This is a genomic window from Sporosarcina sp. FSL K6-3457 (assembly GCF_038007285.1).
Taxonomy (GTDB): Bacteria; Bacillota; Bacilli; order Bacillales_A; family Planococcaceae; genus Sporosarcina.
The window spans coordinates 1,741,393-1,765,808 of the sequence record NZ_JBBOWX010000001.1; the positions used below are offsets into that span (position 1 = coordinate 1,741,393).

Sequence of the window (24,416 nt, forward strand, 5' to 3'; positions counted from 1 at the left end):
TATCGAATAGGAATTTATTTGTTCGCTTATTGAAGAAGGAAGATGGAAAGTAAATGGTGAATTATAACTTTAAAGATGAGGATGATTAGATGGCAGAAGTGAAAATTCCATTATACCTAAAAGATATTATTGCTTATGTGGACGGTAAGAATCAAACGAATAAATTGGGGTTGTTGGCAAGTGTAACTGTCACCGCCTTAATGATAGCGAATCCAAGTGTGGGAGCAACTGCGTCCGCTGCATACACTTTATTAGGCTCAAGTGTTTCATCTCAAATAAAGAAAATATTAGATATGCTAGATAGTAAGAATAAAGAGGATCTGGCCATAGAAGTATTTGAAAGGTGCACGTTTACTGAAATCTTGTTGTCTAGGCTAGCTGTTAAACAAACTATAGAAAAGAATTTAAACGGTAAAGACATGCTGTTTGCACAATGGAAACTTTCTAGAACATTCGAAGAAGAAGAAAAGAAAGAAATCAGCCGATTAGATGAAGAAAGAGAAAATAAATTTGTCCAAACTTATTTGGACAAAGGTTCATTTAGCAAAGACAACTATTGGGATGAATTACTTGAAGCTATACTCAAAGTAATAGATATATCTACGGATGAAATAATTAATTTCAAAAAACAGATGATAGAAGATATATCTCATAATTATAGGGCATTTAATAATCAAGTAGCCTATGAATCTCAACTATTCAATAACTATGTTCGCAGTATTGCGAATTATGATGGCGGAGATGTAATTGAAAGGCTTAACGAGTTGATTGAGTTCATGGGTTCTTATGGACACTTGTATAAGACCATTGATGAAGTTGAACAGTGGTTGAAAGTAAGTACTGATCCATCGATCGGCTTGAATTTTTTTAACTATGAAGAAAAAGACTTTGAAAAACAGTTTATCCAGCAGTTAGCGAATGAGGTTATATATCTGAAGGGGAAGACTCGAGAAGAAGTAGTCTATTACACTCTTTTTATTCTTAAAAAACAAGAAGAAAATAGAGAACAAGACACATATATAATTGATACAAAGGAAAATTGGGATGCGCTTAAAGGAAAATGTAAGGATAAAATTCTGATTCCCAATTTTAATACTTCGGTCGTAGATATAATACCGAATAATACTAATATTATTATTTATAGTGATGAAGATTATCTTGGTAATAAGCAGCCAATTGAATTAAACAAGAGAATTCTAAGTAATATGAGTGAAATGCTACAAAATGAGATAAAGGATCTGGCACTAGTTAATAGAATTGTCGATAAATCTAATGGTCTCTATACGACATTTAAGAGAATGGTGTTTAAAGGTAAGTCAGGCTATCCAAAATGGGAGGAACATACTGATCGTTCATTCATCCCTGCATTGTTAATTGGGAGTTGGACAGAATCAGAGACATTAGCGGATAGGGAAATACTAAGTAAATTAGCTCATTCTTCATATGAGGAATATTTACAGTCAATCAGCAAAATGGTTGGAGGAGAAGATCCTTTTCTTATAACGTACAAAAATAATCGGGATAAATCTTATAAGCTTGCAAATGTAGAAGAAGCGTGGGAAATAATTTACCCTCTTCTAACGCCAGAAGTAATTACCACCATTAAAGATGTAATAGTCGAGGTGTTGACGGACGTGGCTCCAATGTATCAATTACCGGTAGAAGAACACTACAGAGGAACGATTCTGGACAAGGGGCCGAAATACTCTGAGAACATGAAAAAAGGCTTGATAAGCTCACTAATCATGTTAGCTAATATGGATGGTAAAGATAACAATATAAACATTAGATCAACACAACAATGGGTAGATGGGGTAGTTTTAGAAGTACTCGGTAAAATTGATTCGCGAGAAAAATGGTTTGCTATTTCTGAATACATGCCAATGATTGCAGAGGCCTCACCCGATGTAACACTTACTGTACTGGAGAGAGAAGTAATCCTCTCTGATTCTCCTTTTTGGCAACTCTTTGAGCAAAATGGTGACGGCTTCTGGGGACGAAACTATTACACACACATCTTATGGGCGTTGGAAAAATTACTATGCCTAGAAGAAACTGCTCTACGTGTAGTAAAAGTGTTAGCTAAACTTGCAGAAAGAGAAGTTGATTATCCCATTAGTAACAGTCCGATGTCGACGTTACATCATGCTTTGTGTGCCTGGTTACATGATATCAATATTTCTATAGATGAAAAGATACAGCTAACAGACTTTTTGGTTAAGCGTAACAAAATTGGTTGGGAGCTACTGGTGTTGCTATTGCCAGACAGAACGCCTGGACGGACAATGATGAGTATGATGAAACCTCACTATCGGCAATATAAAATGAATTACAAATTAACACAAAGAAAAGAAATTATCGACACCTACAAAGCTTATAGCAAGATTGCTATACGAGAAGCAAAGGTTGACCTATACAGATGGGGCATTCTTTTTGATAAGTTCTTTTTCTTTGAATTAGGGTTAGCTGATGATGTGATAGTTGGAGTAACTACAGCAATCGAGCAGTGCAGTTCAGATGAAGCAAAATATGAGTTTAAAGAAAAAGTTCGTGAAATATTGTATCGTCACCGTTTCCATTGTAAATCCCATTGGGCAGTCAGAGAGGAACATCTATTACGAATAGAACAAGAAGTGTATGACACCATTAAGATCGAAAATAAACTCTATAATTACCTACATTTATTCACAATAGATAAACCAATTCCCATACACCCTGAACCTTATCAGGAGAAGAAATATGATTATAACAAAGAGAGAGAAAATCTAAGGGAAATACGACGCGATTCTCTCGGAGAGATACAAAAAGATCCTGACTTAAAGATTATGGATCTGTTATTGATGCTAAACGAGAATCATCAATTTGGGAGAAGAGCGATTGGCGAGATTGTAGCAAGTGATTTTCATGGATATACGACCAATTCATCATTTATAGCTGAATTGTTAGCGGAGGAACAAACAGTGGTTCTTCTTGCTTATGTTGGAAAGATTTATGAAGAAAAAGGCATTCAAGTTATTCTTAATGTGCTAGAAAAAGTAGAGGATAATTTAGAACTACAAGTTGCATTGTTGAAAATAGTAGAAATAGATGAAGTGTTAGTATCGCTAGTAGATAGTTTTGGACCATTGGTTGTTAAGAGATATTGGGAGACCCTTCCTCCTTATATAGAGGTAAAGGAGGAAACTGTTCGACAAGATGTTTGGAATAACTTATTGGAGACCAAAAACTATCCTGCAGCGGTTATCATGCTTGACCATAACTATTTTCGGGATATTCCAAAGCATATCGAATTATTAACAAAAATGCTAAATGATCCAGGAGACAATGATATTCATCGTGAACAATATCACATACGTAGAGCGTTTCAACATATTTATGAGGTGGACAATTTAATTGCAGAAGAACGTGTACTTGTACGCCAATTAGAGTGGGCATATTTCCAACTATTAATGGATGAAATAACTCCAAGATATCTAACACATGATTTAAAGACGGACCCTAACTTAATGTCAGAATTAATTCGTTATGTCTTTAAATCATCAGATGAATCAGTTGAACCTAGGGAATTGACAGAAAACGAAACTAACATAGCAAAACAAGCATTCAGTATATTATTTGAGTTAAAGTTTTGTCCTTGTGTAGATGAAGAAGGTAGTATTTCTGTAGAACAATTAACGGCATGGACGAAGCAATATTTAGAACTCGTCGATAATAATAAGCAATCCATTATTGGTCAGCAAAAATTAGGAGAGTGCTTTTCTCAATCACCGAATGGAAAAGACGGATTTTTTCCTCATGAAGCGGTACGAGAAGTATTTGAGAACCACTATTCTGATGAAATCAAACGTGGTTTCGTAATCGGGATAAATAACAATCGTGGAGTCTACACAATTACGAATGGAGAAGTAGAAAAAAAACTTTCCGCGCAATATGAAATGTACGCTAAGGCAGTTAGACTTGAATATCCTCTCATGGCAGGAGCACTAAAGGAAATAGCAGATGATTATATGAGGCAGTCTAGGGCCGATAGAGAGAGGGCTTCTCATGATCTTTAGAGGAGAAAAGTTAAAATTTAAAAGAGGTGACAGGTTAGGTAAAGGTGGGAACGGTATTGTGCATGAAATTATTTGTCTGCCACCATCTGCCAACCGATTAGTAGCAAAATTCCTCATATATTCTAATAATAATTATAAGAAAAAATATGCACGGTTTAAACAAGAAGTTCAGACTGTCCAACGACTTAGTAAGAGCTATGATGGATTATTGCCAATTATCGACTGCTATTTACCTGAGCAGACTCCAAATAGAGAAGAAACTGCTTGGTTTGTTATGCCACTTGCAACACAATTAAAAAATCATATTTTTGGTCATCATTTAAATATAAAGGAAAAAATGAATATGGCCAAGGATATAGGACGAATTCTCAGCCATATTCACAGAAAGGGTTATTCCCACCGAGATATAAAATTAGATAACTTACTAGTGTATAGAGAGAATATTGTCTTAAGTGACTTTGGACTAGTAAGTCATCAGGATTATGACCGACTAACAGGGTCGAAAGAGAGAGTAGGGCCTTGGAATACAATTGCTCCAGAGATGAAAAGAGAGCCACATAAGATAAAAGACGCTCGTCCAGCCGATGTCTATTCGTTTGCGAAACTTATATGGATTATCTTAACTGAAGATGAAGATTGCTTTGAAGGACAATACTCTAAAGAAAAAGTCTTTGGTTTAAAATGCGATATGTTTAATGTCGCATCCATTGAGTGTATTGAGAGGTTATTAATGCAATCAACGAATGATGATCCAGGAATGAGACCACCGATTGACAGAGCTTTGGATTTCATCTATCAGTGGGAGAAAGTGATAATAGATGAAAACTTGTTGAAGAAAGAGAAACAAATCGTTGCTGCTGAAACCATTAGGAGGACGTTAACACCAAAAAAATCAACGTTCACAGAGTTTAATGCAATCTTCGATATTTTGGGGAAAATTATTGAATGCCATACAATAAAGAGTCAGCAGTTTGAAAAACTATTACCTAAGACGTGTCAACTATCAAGAGTATCCGGTTGTATAGAGTTAAGTGACGATAGGAACTCCTATATTTTAAAACCAAAGGAAATAACAATGGAAACTGGAAGCGATATGGATATATATTATGTTTTAGAGCTTCAAGATATTACGGACCAAGAAGTCGCGATGATTGAAGATGAAGTATTAAGGTCAGAAGAAGTTACACTGCTTGATATGTTAGTACCTACAATGGAATTTCCGGTTTCCAAAATTGTCCTACATGGTGAAAAAGATGTGATTTTTGAGAGTTACTAAGTAATGGCAGTTAGAAAGCAATTGTTCTTCTACTAATGGGGTGTTAGTTCTATTAGCTGATATACGAAAGGACCCGAAAAAGGTCCTTTTTATTTTGACATACGGTATAAAAGTGTTATACATTAAACCATTGCTACTATGATTACAACTGCTTGGCTTACGACTGTTTACAAACGTTAATCCTTTTTGGTTATAAAAGTAGTTCCTGCCTTTGGCTCTTCAGCTCAAGCTATTCTCGCTGGGGTTTCCGCCTTTCGCTCCAATCAACGAAAAAAGAACCTCATAATCGCGAGCAATCATATAATTGTTCGCTTTTTCGATAGATCATTATGAAATTTATCCATATAAATTTAAAATGGATTTGGAGGGATAACTGTGGGAAATAGTGTATATCTTGATTTGCTAAATCCGGATTTATTCAATATTTTTGAAGGGGAAATTACATTTTCTAATGAAATAGAAAGTAGTTCTTCTATTGGAAACATATCAATGTGCAATTCACTATATCCACAGATAATACTAACTTTATCTAGTCCTTTAATCATAAAGGCAGATGACGAAAATTTCTTTGATTATTATATTCAAACTTCCGAAGATCATATCCTAAATGAGGTTGCTTCCGAATGGGGCTATTATGAAGAAGAGAAGAGTATTGTTCACCCTACAATCTATCTTGATAATATTGAAACGCCTGGTACAGAGGTGGATAAAGTTATTATATTCATTATGAATTGTAGCCATATCGGATTAACATTTTTAGAGCAATGCGATTATAATTTTTCGCATAAAGATTGGATAATACATTTGAAATTCAGACCTGATAAAAAAACTGAATCATTTTATGATGATTTGAGAAAAAATAGGGGGTATGAAATTACTCATGTAGGTACTATTTCAAGTAAAGAAAAAAAAGTTTTTTGTTCTAATGAAATCACAGATGTTGTCGTACAACTAGAATGGTATTTATCTTTTTTTAGTGCCCAAAATGTATTTATCCCTATACTTATTGGACTTAAAGATGATAATAAAGTGTGGGAGAATTACCGTACTAAAAATAGAGATGTTAAACATTTCCAGGATTCCCATAGCTGTTTTCCTTATCATGCAACAGAGGACTTTAACCTTTTATTCTCAAAAGTTGCTACGAAATTAGAAGAGGAAATTTGGAGTGATGTTTTAAAAGTTGTGCTGAATTGGTACCTTGAAATAAAAAGTACTGGTATGTATGAAAATAAGATAATTTCTACACAAATAGCATTAGAACAACTAGCTTGGAATTACCTTGTTAATCAAGAACAAATTTTAGATAAAGAAGCGTATAAAAGATTACGAGCATCTGATATACTCAGGCTTTTCTGTTATCAATTAAATATCCCTAATGTGTTTGTTGAAAACCCTAGACCTGCATTGATAAATAAATATAATAATGATAGTGTTCATATGTTTGTTGATTTTAGAAATAATCTTGTCCATCCAGAGAAAAAAAGTGATTTTAATAATACAAATGTCAATAATATTTTTTACGCTTACAAACAAGGTCTATACTTTTTGGAGCGAGCGATTACAATTATTTGTGGTTATAAAGGAAAGTACAGGTAGGTGAATCAAATTCATAACCCAATGCCCTTACGGCTCAAGGGGTTTCAAGCATAAAATGCATCCGCCAGGAGCGGAAATCAATCCTATTCGGATTTTAGGGCTAATTGTTTTATTATGAAATTGTCCTACGCAGCAGAAGTAAAGCGAAAAAACTGTAGTGGATAATGATGAAAGCAATCGCGCATGAGCTAATAAAAGCGATCAAAGAGAATATGAGTATCGACTGGAATTTGCGCGATTCTGCGAGAGCCAAGATGAGGATCACAGTTCGAAGGTTGCTGAAGAAGTACGGCTATCCACCCGATTTGCAGAAGTTGGCGGGATGGAGGTTTAGGATAGTATAATAAGATGGATTTAAGGCCCTGGTGTTCAGAAATGGATGCTAGGTTTTTTTGTGTTGGGAATAATAGATTAATGGTTTTGAATTATTGGTATAAAAAGTATGGATTATGATAGGATTGAATTAGAAGTGTGCGTTATTTTAAAAGAATTGTTGAGACAGTGAAAAGTAATAAAATATGGAGGGGGATGCAATGTCTTTTGAAGTGGGTGGAAGAGCAGATAAGTTTGGAAATAGATTTGAAGATAGATGGGTAGTAAAGCAATTACTTAGGTTAGTTGAGGAAGAGATTTCATCTGTTACATTGGAGGCGGTTGGTGAGGCTGAAAAGGGTATTGATCTTTGGGTTAAAAATAAAGATGGAACTCGAGTATGCTACCAATGTAAAGCGAGAAATGCTAGTTTAGAATATTGGCGAATGGGAGATTTAGCTGCTAAAGGTATGTTTAAAGATGCTAAAAGACAATTAGATACTAATGAAAATATTACATATCAATTTGTATCAGCAGTTACTAATATAACGTTGAATGGTATTACTAATAGAGCAAGAAATTCAAGCGACAATCCCAATGACTTTTATGAAAGTCAAATTATGAATGCTGGTTCCGAGGTAATTAAAGCATACAAAAAAATAGTGAAGTACTTTGATTTAGATGAGAAATGTGAAGCTGATAGAATCCGAGTATTTGAATACTTAAAAAGAATGTATATTATACAGTTTTCGGATGACTTGGAAACAAAGAATACTTTAAAGGGAACCATTAAATATTTGTTCGATGGGAATCCTGAAACCAACTATAACTTAATTTTGAATTATCCCATTGAAAATGATTTGTTGGGAAAAGAAATAACATCATATATGATACTTAATTTCTTAGAAAACCAACCTGGTATCTCATTAAGAACTTTAAATAAAGATCGAAGAATTACTCCTAGAATTGAAAAGTTGAATGCTGAATTTATGTCTTCGTTTATCGGGATTGATAACTCTGTCATCCATCGAACAGAGAGTGAGAGATGTTATAAGGAACTATTGAAGAATAATTCTATAATAATTCATGGAAAGGCAGGCAGTGGAAAAAGTGGATGCGTAGTTGAGTTATTAAATCGGCTTAAGCAAGAAAATATAGTCCATCTTGGACTAAAGCTAGATCGACGCATGCCAGAATATACTTCTAATGGTTATGGGCAGCAATTAGGATTGCCATCTTCACCTGTTTTTTGTCTTGATGCAGTTTCTGCTGGCAAGGAGGCTGTCCTTATACTAGATCAGCTTGATGCAATTCGGTGGACGAGTAGCCACTCCAGCACAGCTTTAGAAGTGTGTAAAGAAATGATTGTAGAAGTAAATAATATAAATAAAAGTAGGGACAAAAAAATATTACTTGTTTTTGTTTGTCGCACATTTGATTTTCAAAATGATAATGGAATAAAGCAGCTGTTTTCAAATGTTAAAGAGAACAGTGGGGATACTCATTGGAGAGAAATCCTGATGGGGGATTTGGACAATAAAGATGTTGAACAGGTAGTTGGAAATGGTTATGCAATTTTATCTACTAAGCTTAAAATATTGCTTAGAACGCCTAGTAACCTTTATATATGGTCAAATCTAGAAGTGAAGAGTCAAAATAATACCTATCGATCGTCAAGTGATTTAATTAAGGAATGGTGGAACCAGTTAAGAACAAAATGTGAGCATATAGGGATTTCTAACCAAGATTTATATGAACTGAAAGAAATCATTGTTAAACATATAGATAATTTAGGGAAACTTATGATTCCAGAGCAATTTGTAAGAAATTGTTCTAGAGTTGCAATTGAACACCTCTTATCTAACGGTCTTTTGCTTTCAGAAAATAAAAGCATAGGGTTTGTTCATCAAAGTTTTTATGACTATTTTTTGGCAGAAAAAATGATCGAACAAATATTTGAAGACTCTTCAGTTATTGATATTATTGGACCTATAAGTGAGCAAACACCATCTAAAAGATATCAACTTCAAATGATACTGGAAAATCTAATTGACTATGATATGAATTTCTTTGTTGATATAGGAAGAGAACTTGTGGAAAGTGCGAATGTACGATTTTATATGAAATATGCTTTTCTAGAAGTATTAGGACAAGCAGAATCTATTAGCAGTAATGTTAGATTATTTTTAAAGACCTTTATAGAGTTGGACTATTGGAAACCCCATTTAATTGATGCAGTGTTTATTGGCCATCCTATTTTTATAAAGTTTTTAATTGATGAAGGATATCTTTCTAAATGGCTTAATCTAGAAAAGGACAGGGAGTTGGCCATGATGCTACTTAGATCTGTTAATTCTAAGTTACCTACAGAAGTGGTTTCCTTGATATATCCTTTAGCTTTTAAAGAGTCTGAGATTGATAATAAGTTATTCAGTGTGTTGTGTCGGGATGTTACAGATGATTCCGATGAAATGTTTGAATTTAGATTGGAATTATTGAAAGCTAGACCACAATTATTAGGCCATCATATTCACTGGGATAGAATAGTGTCTGGTGCTCCGTTTAGAGCCTTATTATTACTTGATCAACTTGTTAAAAATATTGATTCAAAAAATCTTGGACAAAGGGACTATCTGAATGAAAAAACAATTAAATATTTTATTCAGCTAGCAAAAGATCAACCCCATTATATTTGGGATACGTTTATGCGATTCGTTTCTGAGTCAACCCAAAATATCACTTCTTACTATGATCCTAAACTGGATTTTTGGAAAAAACAACAATATCCTGATCAATTGTATGGAAGAACTTATGTGGATATGATTAAGGCGTCTGCATCAGAGCTTATTGAAGTGGAAACTGAAAAGTTCCTCCAGGAATTGGAGAGTTACTCAAATGGTACTTCACCCTTAGTTAATGAAATTTTATTAGATGTCTTGCAGAATATTCCGATTGGGTATTCTGATTACGCTATTAATTGGCTAATAGAAAAACCACATACACGCTTCTTTAATTATACAGGGGATTCTGATGAGTATTTGTTGTCAAGTAAAAATATAATAGAAAAGCATTCAGAAACTTGCTCAGATGAAATGTTTAAAAAACTTGAAGATACAATTTATTATTATAATGAAGAAGATGAATTAGAGATTGCAAGGCGTAGATTTGTTTTCAATCGAGAAAACAGGATTAATCAAAAAAGGACAGTAGTGTATTGGCCATATTGGGGTGAGGTGCAAAATTTCTTGAATCCTGCTTTAGATTCGAAAAGAATATCTAGAGAAACACTCAATCTAAAAAGCATTCTATCAAGAAGGTTTGAGCGTAGTGAAACGCGACACAAGAAAAATAGAACAATTAGTGGTTGGGTTCGTTCTAATATTGGTGAAAAAGCTGAAAAAATTGATGATAAACAATGGTTAAGAATAATTATAAAGCAAAATGAGTATAAAAGGGAAAAATGGCCAGTGAATGAAAGTGCTTTTTTAGAGTCTTCGCCTGAACAGTTTTCTAGAGATCTAGAAAGAGTTGGTAAAAAGGAACCGGAGAGGTTTGCTAAAATAGCATTAAAACTCCCGGAGGATGTAGATAATGAATATGTTAATGCAATATTTAATATAATTGGAGAAAAAGAAACGGGTAGGGATATACTAGAAGAATCAAATTGGAAACCTGTGAAAGTTGATATAGCACAAAACTTATATTTAAAGTATGGAGCCAGAGAAAATGTTAATGTTGTAATGTCTTTTTGTAGGGGGCTTAAAAATAGAGCTGAAGAACCTTGGAATTTTGATATTATTAATAAAATAGCTTGTGTTGCCAAGAGTCATCCTCATCCAGAGTCTAGAGAGTTAAATGTGATGTCTTCGGAAGATCCTGAAGGTAAAACAGTCAATTCTATATTTTCGAACTCAATGAATTGTGTAAGAGGTTGTGCTGCTGAAACAATCGGGGCATTGCTTTGGGAGGATGAAAATAGATTTAGTTATTTAAAGGAAGCCGTAGAGTCTGTTGTAGATGATGAGAATGTAGCTGTAAATACCGCAGCCTTAGTTTGTATTACCCCTATTATTAATATTGATAAAGGATATGCTGCCGAATGTTTTTTAAAATTAGCTAACAAAGATATAAGGATTGTTGCTAGCCCATATGCGTATAATATATTTTATTATTTGTTCAAAGAAAACACGGATTCTATTAAAAGTCTTGTACTTAAGATGTATGAATCTGAATTTGAAGATGTAGCTAAGATAGGTGCAAATCATTTAGTGAATATGAACATGATCTATGGATGTTTTGAGGAAGTTATCTTTAATAATTTAGAGAATTCGAAATATCAAAAAGAAGGAATCATTGAATTGGCTATCAAATTTATGGGGCATCTAGAATATCATGAAAAGTGTAAAAAAATCCTTATGCATTTTCTAGATAAGAATGATGAGATAACTGATTTGTACGCCCAACTAATTTATAGAGAAACAATAAATATTGAAGAGGATATAGATCTATTATTAAAAATAGCGACTTCTAGGTCAAATAGATTTATTACACTACGCCTCATAGAATATCTTAATGAAAATGATATACCGATTAAAATGTTTAGAGATTTAATCTTTGGAGTATGTAAAAATATCATAGAGAACTCACAGAGCGAAGTTAAAGATGTTAGTAATGAACTGTATGGTGTAACTCCAGAACTATCTAAATTGATTGCAATGCTATATGACAGGACACATGACAACTTTGAAGTCAATCAACAATGTTTGGATATGTGGGATGAAATGTTTGAAAATCAGATTGGAACAGTGCGCGAATTAACTCAAGCAATAATGGATGTATAGTAGTTAATGAGTAAGCCCATGCGCGGGCATAACTTGATGCAGGCCATTGCACGGATCAACCGGGTGGGTTGATTGTCGACTATATTGGCATTGCCGATAGCTTGAAAGAAGCGTTGAAACAGTATACTGATAGCGACCGTGGTAATACGGGCATTGATACGTCACTCGCGGTAGATATTATGCTGGAGAAATTCGAGATTATTCAGGACATGCTGTACAAGCATAGCTATGATGATTTTCATTCCGATAAACCATCCGCGCGCATGAAAGCCATCACGCAGACAATGGATTTTGTTATCGGACTTGGCGAAGAAGAGAAGAAACGATTTATGCAAGTGGTTACTGAGTTAGCCAAAGTATTCGCACTGTGTGCAACCGAGCCAGAAGCACAAGAGTTGAATGCCGAAATCGGATTTTTCAAAGCAGTGAAAGCGAGGATTGTGAAACTGATTCCTGTAGAGGGAGCGAAAAAGACTTCTTTGCAAATCGATGCGCAGCTAAACCAGCTCATTTCGAAATCCGTCATTTCCGATGAAGTTATTGATATTTATACGTCACTCGGCATCGAAAATCCCGACATTTCGATACTGTCAGATGAGTTTTTGGAAGAAGTACGAGCTTTGTCAGAGAAGAATTTGGCGGTAGAGCTATTGAACCGTTTGCTGCAAGGCAAAGTGAAAAACGTGCAACGAACAAACTTAGTAAAGGCACAAAAATTCACCGACATGCTGAACAACGCTATCAATAAATACATCAAACGCGCCATTGAAACTTCCAAAGTCATTGAAGAACTAATCGCTCTGGCAAAGGAAATGAATGATTCCTATAAAGCAGGGGAAGCATCGGGGTTAATTAAAGAAGAGGTGGCCTTCTATGACGCCTTGGCCTCACATGATACGGCCGAACAAGTATTAGGTGACGACATCTTGAAAGTGATTGCGCATGAGCTGACGAAGGCAATCAAAGAGAACATGAGCATCGATTGGAATTTGCGTGACTCCGCGAGAGCAAAGATGAGGATTACAGTTCGGAGGCTGCTGAAGAAGTACGGCTATCCACCCGATTTGCAGAAGTTGGCGGTGGATACTGTGGTGAAGCAGGCGGAGTTGATGGCTAGTGGGATGGAAATAAAAGAATGATGTAAGGCCCCGGTGTTCAGAAATGGGTGATGGTTTTTTTTGTAAGATGAACAGATGAATGAATTGGCATTCCAAAAATACTTAGCCTTCACCCTATTCAATCTTGCAAATCTTTCACTATGAAATCTACTCGATTTCAACTGATATATACCTATTATTGAACGTGTGTTCGCTTTGTGTTATAATTAATCCAATAATCCGAAAAATATTATTGGAGGTGTTTTATTAAATGGTGGTGACATGGGTCAGAGAAGAAAAAACGCAATATGATGGGAATTCGGTGGACCAGGACGGTTTGTGGAAAAAAGTAATTGGAGAGTTGTTCGAAGAATTTTTACTGTTTTTCGCACCAGAATTGCATACGCGGGTTGATTTTAGTGTGGAGCCAGATTTTTTAGACAAGGAATTGTTTCAAGAAATCGTAGATAAGAAAAAAGGCAGACGTTTTGCTGATCGATTGGCAAAAGTTCATTTGAATGACGGAAAAGAGCAATGGATTCTTATCCATATTGAAGTGCAGAGTAAAAAAGAAACAGATTTTCCTGAACGAATGTTTCAATACTTTTATCGCATCTATGACCGCTATCAAGAGAAGATTGTCGCTATCGCTGTTCATACGTCCTTTAATCAGAGCGATATTCCAGAACGTTTTGAGTACGATTATTTTGGTACGCAGCTACATTATTCGTATAGAAATTACCGAACGGAAGCTTATCCAGACAATGAACTGGAACAATCCGATAATCTTTTTAGCCAAATTATCTTAGCTGCAAAAGCACTGCATCAAACAAAAGACGAAGACCATCAACGTTTTTTGTTCAAAAGAAAGCTAATGCGTGAACTTATCCGTAATCAAAACTATTCACGTACCGCAGTTCAAGCTGTTTTTCATTTCATTGATTACTTGTTACAATTACCAGAAGCGTATACAAAACGGTTATCTGAAGAAATTCGCCCAATGATTAGAGAGGAGACGGAGCTGATGGAGCTATACAATAAAGAAAATGCTTCCCCGACAATTCTGAATGCATTTGATTTGGAGTTGGAGAAGGGAATCGAACGGGGAATAGAATTTGAAAAAAGAGATATAACGAAGAAATTAATTTTGAAAAACATGGCACTTGAAACGATTGCGGAAATTACTGAACTTACGTTGGAACAGGTAAAGGAAATTCAGAAAACGTTGAACTAAGTCGGATAAGGGTAAGTACAAATAGATACAAATAAACCTGGTTTATCAGGAGGATTAGAAAAGAAGAGGTAATCACCATGGCCGAAATCAAATTCGACATTATCAAAAAAATTGCGGTTTTATCAGAAGGTAACAAGGGATGGAAGAAAGAATTGAATTTGATTAGCTGGAATGATCGAGATCCGGTTTATGATATCCGTGATTGGTCGGAGGACCATAAGAAGATGGGGAAGGGATCTACGTATACGTTGGGTGAGTTGCAGGTGCTGAAGGATAGTTTGCTGGAATTGACTGAACTTGAATAAATGAGGAGGGCTGTCCGTGAGTTTATTACTTGTGGATAGCTCTTTTTTATGTTTTTTTCGCAACGATGAACTGAAACTCGTCCTTGTCCGTGATATGTGGCTGACGGGGTTTGACGTCCCTTCCATGAGCACGATGTATATTGACAAGCCCATGCACGTACATAATTTGATGCAGGCCATTGCACGGGTCAACCAGGTGGGTTAATTGTCGACTATATTGGCATTGCCGATAGCTTAAAGGAAGCGTTGAAGCAGTATACCGATAGTGACCTCGGCAAATACGGGCATTGATACGTCATTCGCAGTAGATATCATGCTGGAGAAATTCGAGATTATTCAGGACATGCTGTACAAGCATAGCTACGATGATTTTCATTCCGATAAACCATCTGTGCGCATGAAAGCTATTACGCAGACTATGGATTTTATCATCGGACTTGGCGAGGAAGAGAAGAAACGATTTATGCAAGTCGTTACGGAATTGGCAAAAGCATTCGCGCTTTGTGCAACCGAGCCAGAAGAACAAGAATTGAATGCCGAAATTGGTTTTTTCAAAGCAGTGAAGGCGGGCATCGTGAACTGATTCTTGTAGAAGGAGCAAAAAAGACCTCATTGCAAATCGACGCACAGCTAAATCAGCTTATTTCAAAATCCGTCATTTCCGATGAAGTAATTGATATCTACACTTCACTCGGCCTCGAGAATCCTGACATTTCGATTTTGTCCTATGAATTTTTGGAAGAAGTACGAGCCTTGCCCCAGAAGAATTTGGCGGTTGAGCTATTAAATCGATTGCTACAAGGCAAAGTGAAAACGTGCAACGAACGAACTTAGTAAAGGCTCAAAAATTCACGGATATGTTGAACAATGCTATTGGGCCACTTTTAATTTGAACAATCAAATTTTACCCAATTCATCTACAAAGGCTGGCTTTCTCCTATAACTACTCCGAAGTTCATTCACAATTATTTGCTGAAGCTCTTTTCCCACTATATTTTCATAACGTCGAATCATTTGGCATACATCTTGATAGCCTTTGCGATTCGAAGCATGATTGGCCGCCATTTCAATATGCTCTTTATAGATCTGTTGGACCTCTTCTTTGTAGATATCCACCAAATCGCTAGCATACTGTTCAATACAATCTGGATATGCTCGCACAAATTCCATTAATGCATCTGTATCATTTTCTTCCTCAATCAGCCTTTGATACAGCCTTCTCACTTGCCACCCCGAATGCTTTTGTAGCTCTTGCTTTAATTGCATATAAAATTGGTCTGGGTCCTCGGCAAGCGCCTTCAATTCATGATAAAAATCAAAATCCCCATTCATAAAAAGATCCTTTGCTAATAATTTTTGTTCCCTTCTTAGCGATAGCGCTTTGTAGGCAGCATATCTAAATTTCTTCCACTTGGATACTAATCCCGCATATTCCCGGTCAGATTGTTCTCCCGCTGCTGCTAACTCGATAACCCGATTATAATTTTTCTCTACTATGCATCGCTGAATCAATTGTTCCCTAAATGACGAATAATGCAGACGTGCTTGTATAAATTGGTTCGCTTCCTCTGCTGTACCGTATTGATCAATCATTCCAAATAACAGTTGATTCAAGGCTTCATTGTGATAATGTTGAGACGAATTTTCATCAATCAATGATTCAACTTTTCGGCTTAGCGCTTCCCTATTTTCATTACTATCCGCAAAATGTATACAGATTCTTAATAAGATAATTTGATATTCTTCCCATTCCTTAATAGCCGAATGGTCGCATTGTTTGAGAAGTTTCTTAAAAAGTTCTTGCCTCTGCTCAGATTCCGAATCAATCGCATCAACGACCGTCAATTCTATCACTTCTAGTGCATCCTCTACCAACATGCCGATATCACCATTGGAATCATCCGTATATTGAAATGCTTCAATCGCTTCCTCTAGCATTACAAAAGAAAGCTCTAGTGCTACTACTACATCCGCACAGTACTCAATTTGCACGAAGCATTCATCCAATTCTCTCACAAAAGGACTAATGTCCCGGTAAGCAATATAACCTTCTCTTCCCATATATTTATCCACAATCGAACGCAACAAATCTTTAAATTTTTCTAGCTCTTGTCCCGTCACACTTTTCGAATACTTGAGTAGCAAACGACTTTTCAGGATGCTATCTTTTTTCGCTAACTCATCAACAATACTGATTAACTGGTCTTTCGATAAATCGTTCAGCACCTCTGTTAAGCCTCGTTGCTCAAAGTTTTGAGGATTCATTGCCATAGCTCCATTCTTTTTTTAGAATTATGTTTATCATGTATTTCTTCATTCTACATTATCGTATATGATAAAGAAAAGAACAGTCATCCTATCAAAAAAAGGAGTGGTTTAATGATTTATCAATTTAAAGTCAGTTTAAAAGGAATGAGTCCACCCACTTGGAGACGCCTGCAAGTAGAGGGAAACTTGACATTTTACGGTTTTCACCAGGTACTACAGGATGCATTTGACTGGGATGATTACCATCTTCATTCCTTTTCCATGCAAAAACGAAATGGGAAAAAGGTTATTGATATTATAGAACCCCTAAATGAGGAACCTAGCTTCTTTTCATTTCAACGTACACATGATGAACATCTAGAAATTATCAGTGACTGGTTTTTCACAGAGAAGGATCGGGCCTTATATACCTATGATTTCGGTGATGATTGGGAGCATGAAATCAGACTTGAAAAAATTGTGGAGAAAGAAGTGAATACCCAGTATCCCCATTGTGTGAAAGCAATGCGATTGGCACCTGAGGAAGATAGCCGTGGAATGTGGGAAGAAGAGCCTTCATTGGAGGAAGTAGACTGGCGGGAACTTACCCTTGCAGTAAATGAGTCATTTACCCACAATACATACGCTAAGCACACTAAACCAGATGACGGACATAAACCATTCGATTGGCTAACACTCATCAAACAAGCAAAGGCACTAAATGCCACCAAACCGTGGGAAAAGCTTGCGGATGATCAAGTTTTCATTGTAGAGGATACTGAACAGTTCTGTTATTGCTCCATATTAGGTGCTGGCGGGCAAGAGTTCGGTCTAGCTGTTTATCTTGGCGATGAAGGTCTTCAATCTTTGCAAGCAACACTATTGGGAGAATCGTATCCAGATATTTTCTTACAGCAACGAAGTTTGTTATTGGCTTTTGTTGATCGGGATGAGTTGGAAAATGACGATTATCAATTTCTAAATCGACTAGGTTTATCATTTCGTGGGTCTAAACAGTGGGTCCAGTTCAGAAGTTTGGTGCCTGGCAAATCCCCATGGTTGCTAGATGAAGAAGAAGGACGCATATTGCAGCTTGTCCTTGAACAAACAATTGCGATGTTGAGGGAAGTTGAAAAAGGGCTCTTCATTCCCCCCTTCACGGACGGGAAAGAATTTTTTGGACGAGTAATAGCTGATAATGATCCAACTGTATGGCAAACTGCTCATATGGCAGCCTTTCAAAATAAGCAATCTTCTGAAAGCAGAATGGATGTCGAACTTCATGTAAGTGAAATTGATATGAAGCGTCTCACAAAAAGGCAAACAAACGACAGCCACATTCTTTTAGACCTATTCATGCTTGACTTACCAGTGCAAGATGCGCCAGGCAACCGTCCCTATTTTCCTTATATGCTTGTGGCATTGGATGAGCAAAGCGGCGCCGTGGTCTTTCAAACGGTTGTCACTGCAGATAATATTGAAGAAAAAGTCCAGTCGATATTCGTCCAAATGATTGAAGAGTTACGAGTCCTTCCAGGAACGATGACATTAAAAGCCCAGATAGCACAACAGTTGGCACCAGTAATCAAACGACTTCCAATTTTAGTGAATGAAGTTAAAGTAATACCACAAATTGATACATTGCGAGATTTGTTGCGGGATATACCGAGGTGAATATAAATGCGAATGTGATAAGAGTATGAATAATTGAAGACAGCAAACTCTATTCTGAATTTTAAATTTGGAATGGAGTTTGCTGTCTTTATTTAGATTTAAGCTGTTAATCGCAACATTTCTTATACTTTCCCCCACTACTGCAAGGACAAGGATCATTTCTGAACCTTCTTCTACACTTGCCGTATTTTTTTGTGTCCGAACACAAGTGGTAACCATACTGGCAAAGGAAATGAATGATTCCTACAAAGCAGGCGAAGCATCGGGGTTAATCAAAGAAGAAGTGGCTTTCTACGATGCCTTGGCCTCACATGATACGGCTGAACAAGTATTAGGTGACGACGACATCTTGAAAGTGATTGCGCATGAGCTAACGAAGGCGATTAATGACAATATGAGCATCGACTGGAATTTACGCGATTCCGTGAGAGCCAAGATGAGGATTACAGTTCGGAGGCTGCTGAAGAAGTACGTCTATCCACCTGATTTGCAGAAGTTGGCGGTGGATACGGTGGTGAAGCAGGCGGAGTTGATGGCTGGTGGGATGGAAGTTTAGAACTTTATAGGATTGATTTAAGGCCCTGGTGTTCAGAAATGGATGCTGGGGTTATTGTAATTAGTTAAGTAGACCAATTGTTTTGATTTATTGGTATAAACAGTATGATTTGTGATAGAATTGAGTTGAGAATATACGTTCCTTTGATACAGTCTGTTTTCTATTAAATTATCCAGTAGGCTGAAGAGAAGATTTTAAAATCAGCAACGATTGAAGGGGGATTTTATGCGGATTTTGAGTGCTATCTATTTGGATAAGGATGGAGTAACACAAGAGATTCATCCTAGAGAGATAACAGCTCGTATTTATGAGAATGAGCTAAAAGGAAAACTATACTGCCCAACAGAAAATTGCCCAGCTAAAATTAGCTTTAGTAGTGGGAGAACAGCACATTTTAGAACTTGGAGATTTGACGAACATTCGAGAGATTGTTTGTTTTATTTTGATAGGATACCTATGAGTTTAGGCAGGAACACAACGAATATAATTAGTGTTGAAATTACTTATAACTCAACTTTCGCAGGGCGAAATCGGCAAATAAGCCTTGATGTAACTAGGTAAACCAGCCATCCATTGCTGTAGTTGATTTTCGACTAGCTTTTTGAGTTTGGAATTGGTCTGTTTCAGGACATCTTGAAAAAGCTCGATCAATTGCTGTAAAGCCACAGCCCAATCTAGTTCATTGACTTCATCACATAATTCATAAAAAAGCCCACCTAATGTCCGTTCATCGGTGTTGCAGCGGTTTTGCCAAGCCAGTACGATATAGCGAGAAAATACAATCGTTGTATGGCTAATCAAGCTATCATATGAACGACCTTGAAACTCTTTTTGGAGTTTCAAAAGAGATTTAGTCGTCTTAAAAAACACCTCAATATCCCAGCGCATGCCGTAAATTCGCACAATTTCTTGTTCGGAAAGCGTACAGTCGGTACTGAGAATGGCGAGCCATTCGCTTTTCTTATTTCGATTTTGAATGAATATAATTTTTATAGGTGTCCCGTTCGACATGACACAATGAATGGAACGAAGGATGCTCTTTTTATCTTGAACGGGCTGCGCTAGATGATAAAGCTTCTTTAAATCAACCAGCTGACCCGCCACGGAATAGCGCTGTTTCGTTGCTTTTACCATGCCGATGACATCAATCCCTTGGTCAACAATTCCTTTGATAAGAGGTGGCATTGTAAACCAAGAATCCATCAAGACATAACTTGCGTCAATTCCACTCGAAAGCGCACGCTGAATCATAGCTGGAATTTGTTCAGGAGCCGTTTGTAACGCATTTACACGGCGTTTATAGCCAGATGTACGCTTATCGATATCCGCTTGAATTCCATTTATTTGAGAGTTTTTCGAGCTGAGTAAAGAAAAATCAACCGGCATAAACGTGTAGCCATCTGACCAGCCCAATGTAAGCATTCGGAAACCTTTGTAAAAACGCATTTTTGGTGAGGCGTGATCAAAACAGCGAGCGAGAAGCTCTACCTTTTTACTGCGATTTCGATCAAAAGATGAGTCATCAATAATAAACACCTTTGGACGAGTTTGGTCCGTGAGGTGTCCCACTTTTTGAATCGTAGAGGCACTGAAAGCTAGTAAAAACCGTCGCCAATTGAACGTGGATTGATTTAAGAATCGGTACACGGCATCTTTAGCTGGATAGCGCTCCGCTTTCTTTGATTCTAAAAGAGAAAACCAATTTCTATGTTGGAAAATCAAACAAAAGACAATTTGAAATAGGTATGAAGAGCTGAAACCCACTGACTTTTGAATGCCGGCATTACGCAAGTGTTTGAAAATCTCTAGCTCTGAGAAAACAGAGCGAAGTTCTTTAGGTAGTTGATTATTATCATGGTTATGATCTATCATATTAGTAGGCACCTCTTCTATGTGGTAGTGATTTCTCGATAATCTCACTATACCAAAAGAATGAGGTGTTTTTTTCATTTATGAAATTGTCAATGGACCTATTGATTAGGCCATAAAACTAGTTCAACCAACTGATCACACTGTTTTATTAGGTGCGAAAGTTGAGTTATAATAGAAGACAAAATGCTTTGCAAGATGCTTTTGTACAAATGAATTTATCCGAAGAAGAAAAGGAAATTCGACAGAAGAATAGGGCTGCTACTGGAGCAAGAAAAAAAGAGAGAGCAGTTACAAATGCCAAAAGGAACGCGTCTTCAATTCAAATGGTTTTGTTTGATGGTGATCTCTATGAAGATGAACTTCTTCATAGGAGAAGGAATATTTCCAAACGGTTCGTTGATGAAATAACGCCAATAGATATTGGTGAAATCCGCTTGATAATGGGTAATGTGAAAAGTATTCGGCAACTTGGAGAAGTAGCGGAAATAGTTATTGAAAATAATAAAGAAACAATAACGGTAGTTTTTGAAGAAGCCTTTACCGCTGAACGATTAAACAGCAGTTATCTAAGGAATTTTTGGTCCATAGAACGTTTAGTTGACCAACAAGGACAAGTTCAATTCACCGGCATTGGGGATGTGCGTGAAAATGTAAGAATGAATAGATTAGAATTGGCGATATACATGGGAAGTGATTTTCGAGTTAATAATTGGGATATGTTTGTGTTGGCGGCTCGGTTTGCGAGAGAGGATTTTGAGAAAAGGTAGATAAAAGAAAGGGAGAGGAAGAGCTTGTCAATTAGTATGTTACTTAGCCAGATAAAAAGTTTGGAAACCGGTATTACTAGTATCAATAAGAAAATAGATACACAAAAATTAAAAGAAGCAACAGCAATTGAGAAGATAGCGAAGGCGCAGAAAAAGTCGATTGGAGCAAAAACTATATCAACAATAAGCTCCGCTCAGAGAGAATATCAATCGGCATCTAAGGAACTGACAAGTGCACAAGCAGAACAAGTTAAATTATCCAAACAACTGGTTGATAAATCTAAAGGGCTGACTAATAAACAGAGTGACTTGATGAAAGCACAAGCAAAAGAACGGGAACAGCATCAAAAAGCAATTGAAAAACTTCAGCAAGAGGCTCTTGCAACCCAAAAAACACAAATTCAAGAAATAATAAAAGTGGGTACAAAAAATACTTATTTAGATAAGAAATATGATGTGTTTATTTCGCATGCATCTGAAGACAAGGGTGACTTTGTAGAACCTTTAGCTAGAGCTTTACAAGAGGCAGGTATTGATACTTGGTATGATTCTGATCAGATTGGATGGGGCCAAAGTATTCGCCAAAGTATTGATAAAGGTTTAATTAACTCACGCTTTTGTTTGATTGTGTTATCACAAAGTTTTTTAAAGAAGTATTGGACGAATTATGAGTTGAACGGTATTTTCCAAAAGGATGAGATTACTGATGGTTCAGTTATATTACCAATATGGCATAATGTCACACGTGATGAAATTCAAAAACTAAATTTAACTTTGACAGATATGTTAGCAATGAACACTGCTATACATTCAACTGAAGATATTGTGGAGTCTTTAAAAGAGTTGGTTGATGCTCTTAAATGAGAAAGTGGAAATGCAAGGCGGTTATGTAATTTTGATTTGAATCGGAGTCCAATATTTATTGAATACGAGGGGGGATAGCATGAATGCAGACAATAATATGATGTCGGGATTTTATGAGGGTATTTTAATAGCAATCAAGATGTTTATTGCATCAAGTGTGTTTCCATTTGTCGTCATCTTCGTAATCTTATCAATTATACTGCAGTGGAAGATGCCGGTTCTTAAAGGGAAGTATGGGGAGTGGGTTGTAAAATCAAAGCTTCGAAATTTAGGGGATGCATACACTGTCTTTCATGATGTGTATATTCCAAATGGTGAGCGGGGACTGACGCAAGTGGACCATATTGTGACTTCAGTGTATGGCGTGTTTGTCATCGAAACAAAACACTACAGCGGTTGGATTTTTGGCGATGAATATAAACCATATTGGACGCAAGTCATTTATAAAAAGAAAACAAAAATGCACAATCCAATCCGTCAAAATTACGGCCACGTTCAAGCTTTGCTTACCTACATAGGACAAGAGGACATGCAAGATGTCCACTCCATTATCGCCTTTTCATCAAACTCTACTCTTAAATTCAAAAAGGACTTCACCTCCGCGCACGTCATACAATTTCCTGATTTGCTAACAACTATTAGCCAGTACAAGGAGCATTTCATTAGTGAGGCTACAGTGAAGGGGACCAATGAAAAGCTAGCGAAACTGTTGGTTATAGATAAAAATGACAGGAAGCGTCTCAAGGCAGAGCATATGCGATCAGTTCGAAGAGCGAAAGGTGCCAAGCTGACGGCACACTCATATACTAGGCATGCTAAGAATGTGTCGAGGCAGGATGACTCGATTTTACACACAGCTTGTCCGAAGTGTAATGGGAATTTGGCATTGAAGATAGGTAGGTATGGGAAGTTTTATGGGTGTAGTCATTATCCTACTTGTCGGTATACGGAGAATGTGAAGGTCGATCGGCAGAGTGTGTAGGTGATGTGCGCGCGAGTATCATAGAGTATCTATCATCAACGATACTGATAAACCGAAAAGCTTCTTATCAAAATCTGTAAATAGACACGACTGTGTAAGAAACTGTCGTGAATGCTTACACTTTCACGATTGTTTGCTGCAGTTAACAAATCTTATATCCTACAAAACAAAAAAAGACCTTTCTCCTAAAATAGAGAAGGGTCTTATGCATTTTACTTAGTAACGTATTCGTTAATATCCCACTGCATTAAATCTTTTTTGGATTTAACATTTGGTTTTGGAATATCATAATGTTTTTCGTATTTGCACATTTTGCAGGAACAATTCAACTTCGCTTTAGACAATTTCCCGGGATGCTTAACATAAGGATGTACGATATCATCCGTTGTATCCACTCCCCAGGCATATCTTACAATCTCTAGCTTCCGGCATAAATAATCCATACTTGAGTGGGAGCTCATAATGGATGGATTATATCATATCATCTCCTGCTGATTCCCTTGAACTGGGTTAATCAAAGAAGAAATCACTTTTGTGATGCGCTGACCTCACATGATATGGCAGAACAAGTATTGGGCGACGACATTTTGAGAAATATTGTACGTGAGCTAACGAAGGTGATCAAAGAAAATATGAGCATCGACTGAAATTCACGAGATTCTGCAAGAGTTAAGAAGCGAATTACAGTTCGAAGACTGCTGAAGAAGTACGGCTATCTACTCTTGTTCACAAGCA

Annotated in this window: 13 protein-coding genes and 5 pseudogenes; 15 read left to right on the forward strand and 3 right to left on the reverse strand. The window is 36.6% G+C overall.

Features of this window, described 5'->3' with window-relative positions; genetic code table 11:
• Positions 1-89: 89 nt before the first annotated feature.
• The 9 genes and pseudogenes from N1I80_RS08470 to N1I80_RS08510 form a co-directional block, all read left to right on the forward strand.
• Complete coding sequence (locus N1I80_RS08470; protein WP_340737443.1) at positions 90-4,055, forward strand: hypothetical protein; 3,966 nt, start codon at positions 90-92, stop codon at positions 4,053-4,055.
• On the forward strand, positions 4,045-5,331 hold the full coding sequence (locus tag N1I80_RS08475) for a protein kinase domain-containing protein (RefSeq protein ID WP_340737444.1): 1,287 nt from the start codon (positions 4,045-4,047) through the stop codon (positions 5,329-5,331). Before N1I80_RS08470 ends, N1I80_RS08475 begins: the two co-directional genes overlap by 11 nt.
• Positions 5,332-5,706: 375 nt before the next feature.
• Complete coding sequence (locus tag N1I80_RS08480) at positions 5,707-6,930, forward strand: hypothetical protein (protein ID WP_340737445.1); 1,224 nt, start codon at positions 5,707-5,709, stop codon at positions 6,928-6,930.
• 167 nt (positions 6,931-7,097) lie between these two features.
• A pseudogene (locus N1I80_RS08485) lies at positions 7,098-7,274 on the forward strand (type I restriction enzyme endonuclease domain-containing protein); the annotation flags it as partial.
• 189 nt (positions 7,275-7,463) lie between these two features.
• On the forward strand, positions 7,464-12,083 hold the full coding sequence (locus tag N1I80_RS08490; protein ID WP_340737447.1) for a hypothetical protein: 4,620 nt from the start codon (positions 7,464-7,466) through the stop codon (positions 12,081-12,083).
• 6 nt (positions 12,084-12,089) lie between these two features.
• A pseudogene (locus N1I80_RS08495) lies at positions 12,090-13,222 on the forward strand (type I restriction enzyme endonuclease domain-containing protein); the annotation flags it as partial.
• Between the two features lie 229 nt (positions 13,223-13,451).
• Entirely contained in the window at positions 13,452-14,414 is a 963-nt protein-coding gene (locus tag N1I80_RS08500) for an Rpn family recombination-promoting nuclease/putative transposase (RefSeq protein WP_340737448.1), read from the forward strand.
• Positions 14,415-14,491: 77 nt separating this feature from the next.
• Positions 14,492-14,719 (forward strand): YdbC family protein, encoded by a 228-nt coding sequence (locus tag N1I80_RS08505; protein WP_340737449.1) that lies wholly within the window; start codon positions 14,492-14,494, stop codon positions 14,717-14,719.
• Between the two features lie 61 nt (positions 14,720-14,780).
• Positions 14,781-15,594: pseudogene (locus tag N1I80_RS08510) on the forward strand (type I restriction enzyme endonuclease domain-containing protein); the annotation flags it as partial.
• Between the two features lie 22 nt (positions 15,595-15,616).
• Here N1I80_RS08510 and N1I80_RS08515 read toward each other — a convergent pair.
• Positions 15,617-16,984 (reverse strand): hypothetical protein, encoded by a 1,368-nt coding sequence (locus tag N1I80_RS08515; protein ID WP_340737450.1) that lies wholly within the window; start codon positions 16,982-16,984, stop codon positions 15,617-15,619.
• A gap of 114 nt (positions 16,985-17,098) precedes the next feature.
• On the opposite strand from N1I80_RS08515, the gene N1I80_RS08520 reads away from it, so the two are divergent.
• The gene (locus N1I80_RS08520; protein WP_340737451.1) at positions 17,099-18,640 is read left to right on the forward strand and encodes a plasmid pRiA4b ORF-3 family protein; all 1,542 of its coding nucleotides are present in this window, start codon (positions 17,099-17,101) and stop codon (positions 18,638-18,640) included.
• A gap of 106 nt (positions 18,641-18,746) precedes the next feature.
• On the opposite strand, the gene N1I80_RS23350 is transcribed toward N1I80_RS08520, so the two are convergent.
• Positions 18,747-18,848 carry an SEC-C metal-binding domain-containing protein gene (locus N1I80_RS23350; RefSeq protein WP_445683641.1) on the reverse strand — a complete coding sequence of 34 codons (102 nt, stop codon included), beginning with the start codon at positions 18,846-18,848 and terminating at the stop codon, positions 18,747-18,749.
• Positions 18,849-18,860: 12 nt separating this feature from the next.
• Between N1I80_RS23350 and N1I80_RS08525 the strand changes: the two are divergent.
• Positions 18,861-19,196: pseudogene (locus tag N1I80_RS08525) on the forward strand (type I restriction enzyme endonuclease domain-containing protein); the annotation flags it as partial.
• Between the two features lie 510 nt (positions 19,197-19,706).
• Here the strand turns inward: N1I80_RS08525 and N1I80_RS08530 are convergent.
• Complete coding sequence (locus N1I80_RS08530; protein ID WP_340737452.1) at positions 19,707-21,068, reverse strand: IS4 family transposase; 1,362 nt, start codon at positions 21,066-21,068, stop codon at positions 19,707-19,709.
• Between the two features lie 161 nt (positions 21,069-21,229).
• Between N1I80_RS08530 and N1I80_RS08535 the strand changes: the two genes are divergently transcribed.
• From N1I80_RS08535 to N1I80_RS08550, 4 genes and pseudogenes are all read left to right on the forward strand, one after another.
• Positions 21,230-21,835, forward strand: coding sequence for a hypothetical protein (locus N1I80_RS08535; protein WP_340737453.1), 606 nt, complete (start codon positions 21,230-21,232; stop codon positions 21,833-21,835).
• Between the two features lie 24 nt (positions 21,836-21,859).
• On the forward strand, positions 21,860-22,699 hold the full coding sequence (locus N1I80_RS08540; protein WP_340737454.1) for a TIR domain-containing protein: 840 nt from the start codon (positions 21,860-21,862) through the stop codon (positions 22,697-22,699).
• Positions 22,700-22,778: 79 nt separating this feature from the next.
• Positions 22,779-23,681 (forward strand): NERD domain-containing protein, encoded by a 903-nt coding sequence (locus N1I80_RS08545; RefSeq protein ID WP_340737455.1) that lies wholly within the window; start codon positions 22,779-22,781, stop codon positions 23,679-23,681.
• A 507-nt stretch (positions 23,682-24,188) separates the two neighbouring features.
• Positions 24,189-24,397, forward strand: a pseudogene (locus N1I80_RS08550) (type I restriction enzyme endonuclease domain-containing protein); the annotation flags it as partial.
• Between the last annotated feature and the right edge of the window lie 19 nt (positions 24,398-24,416).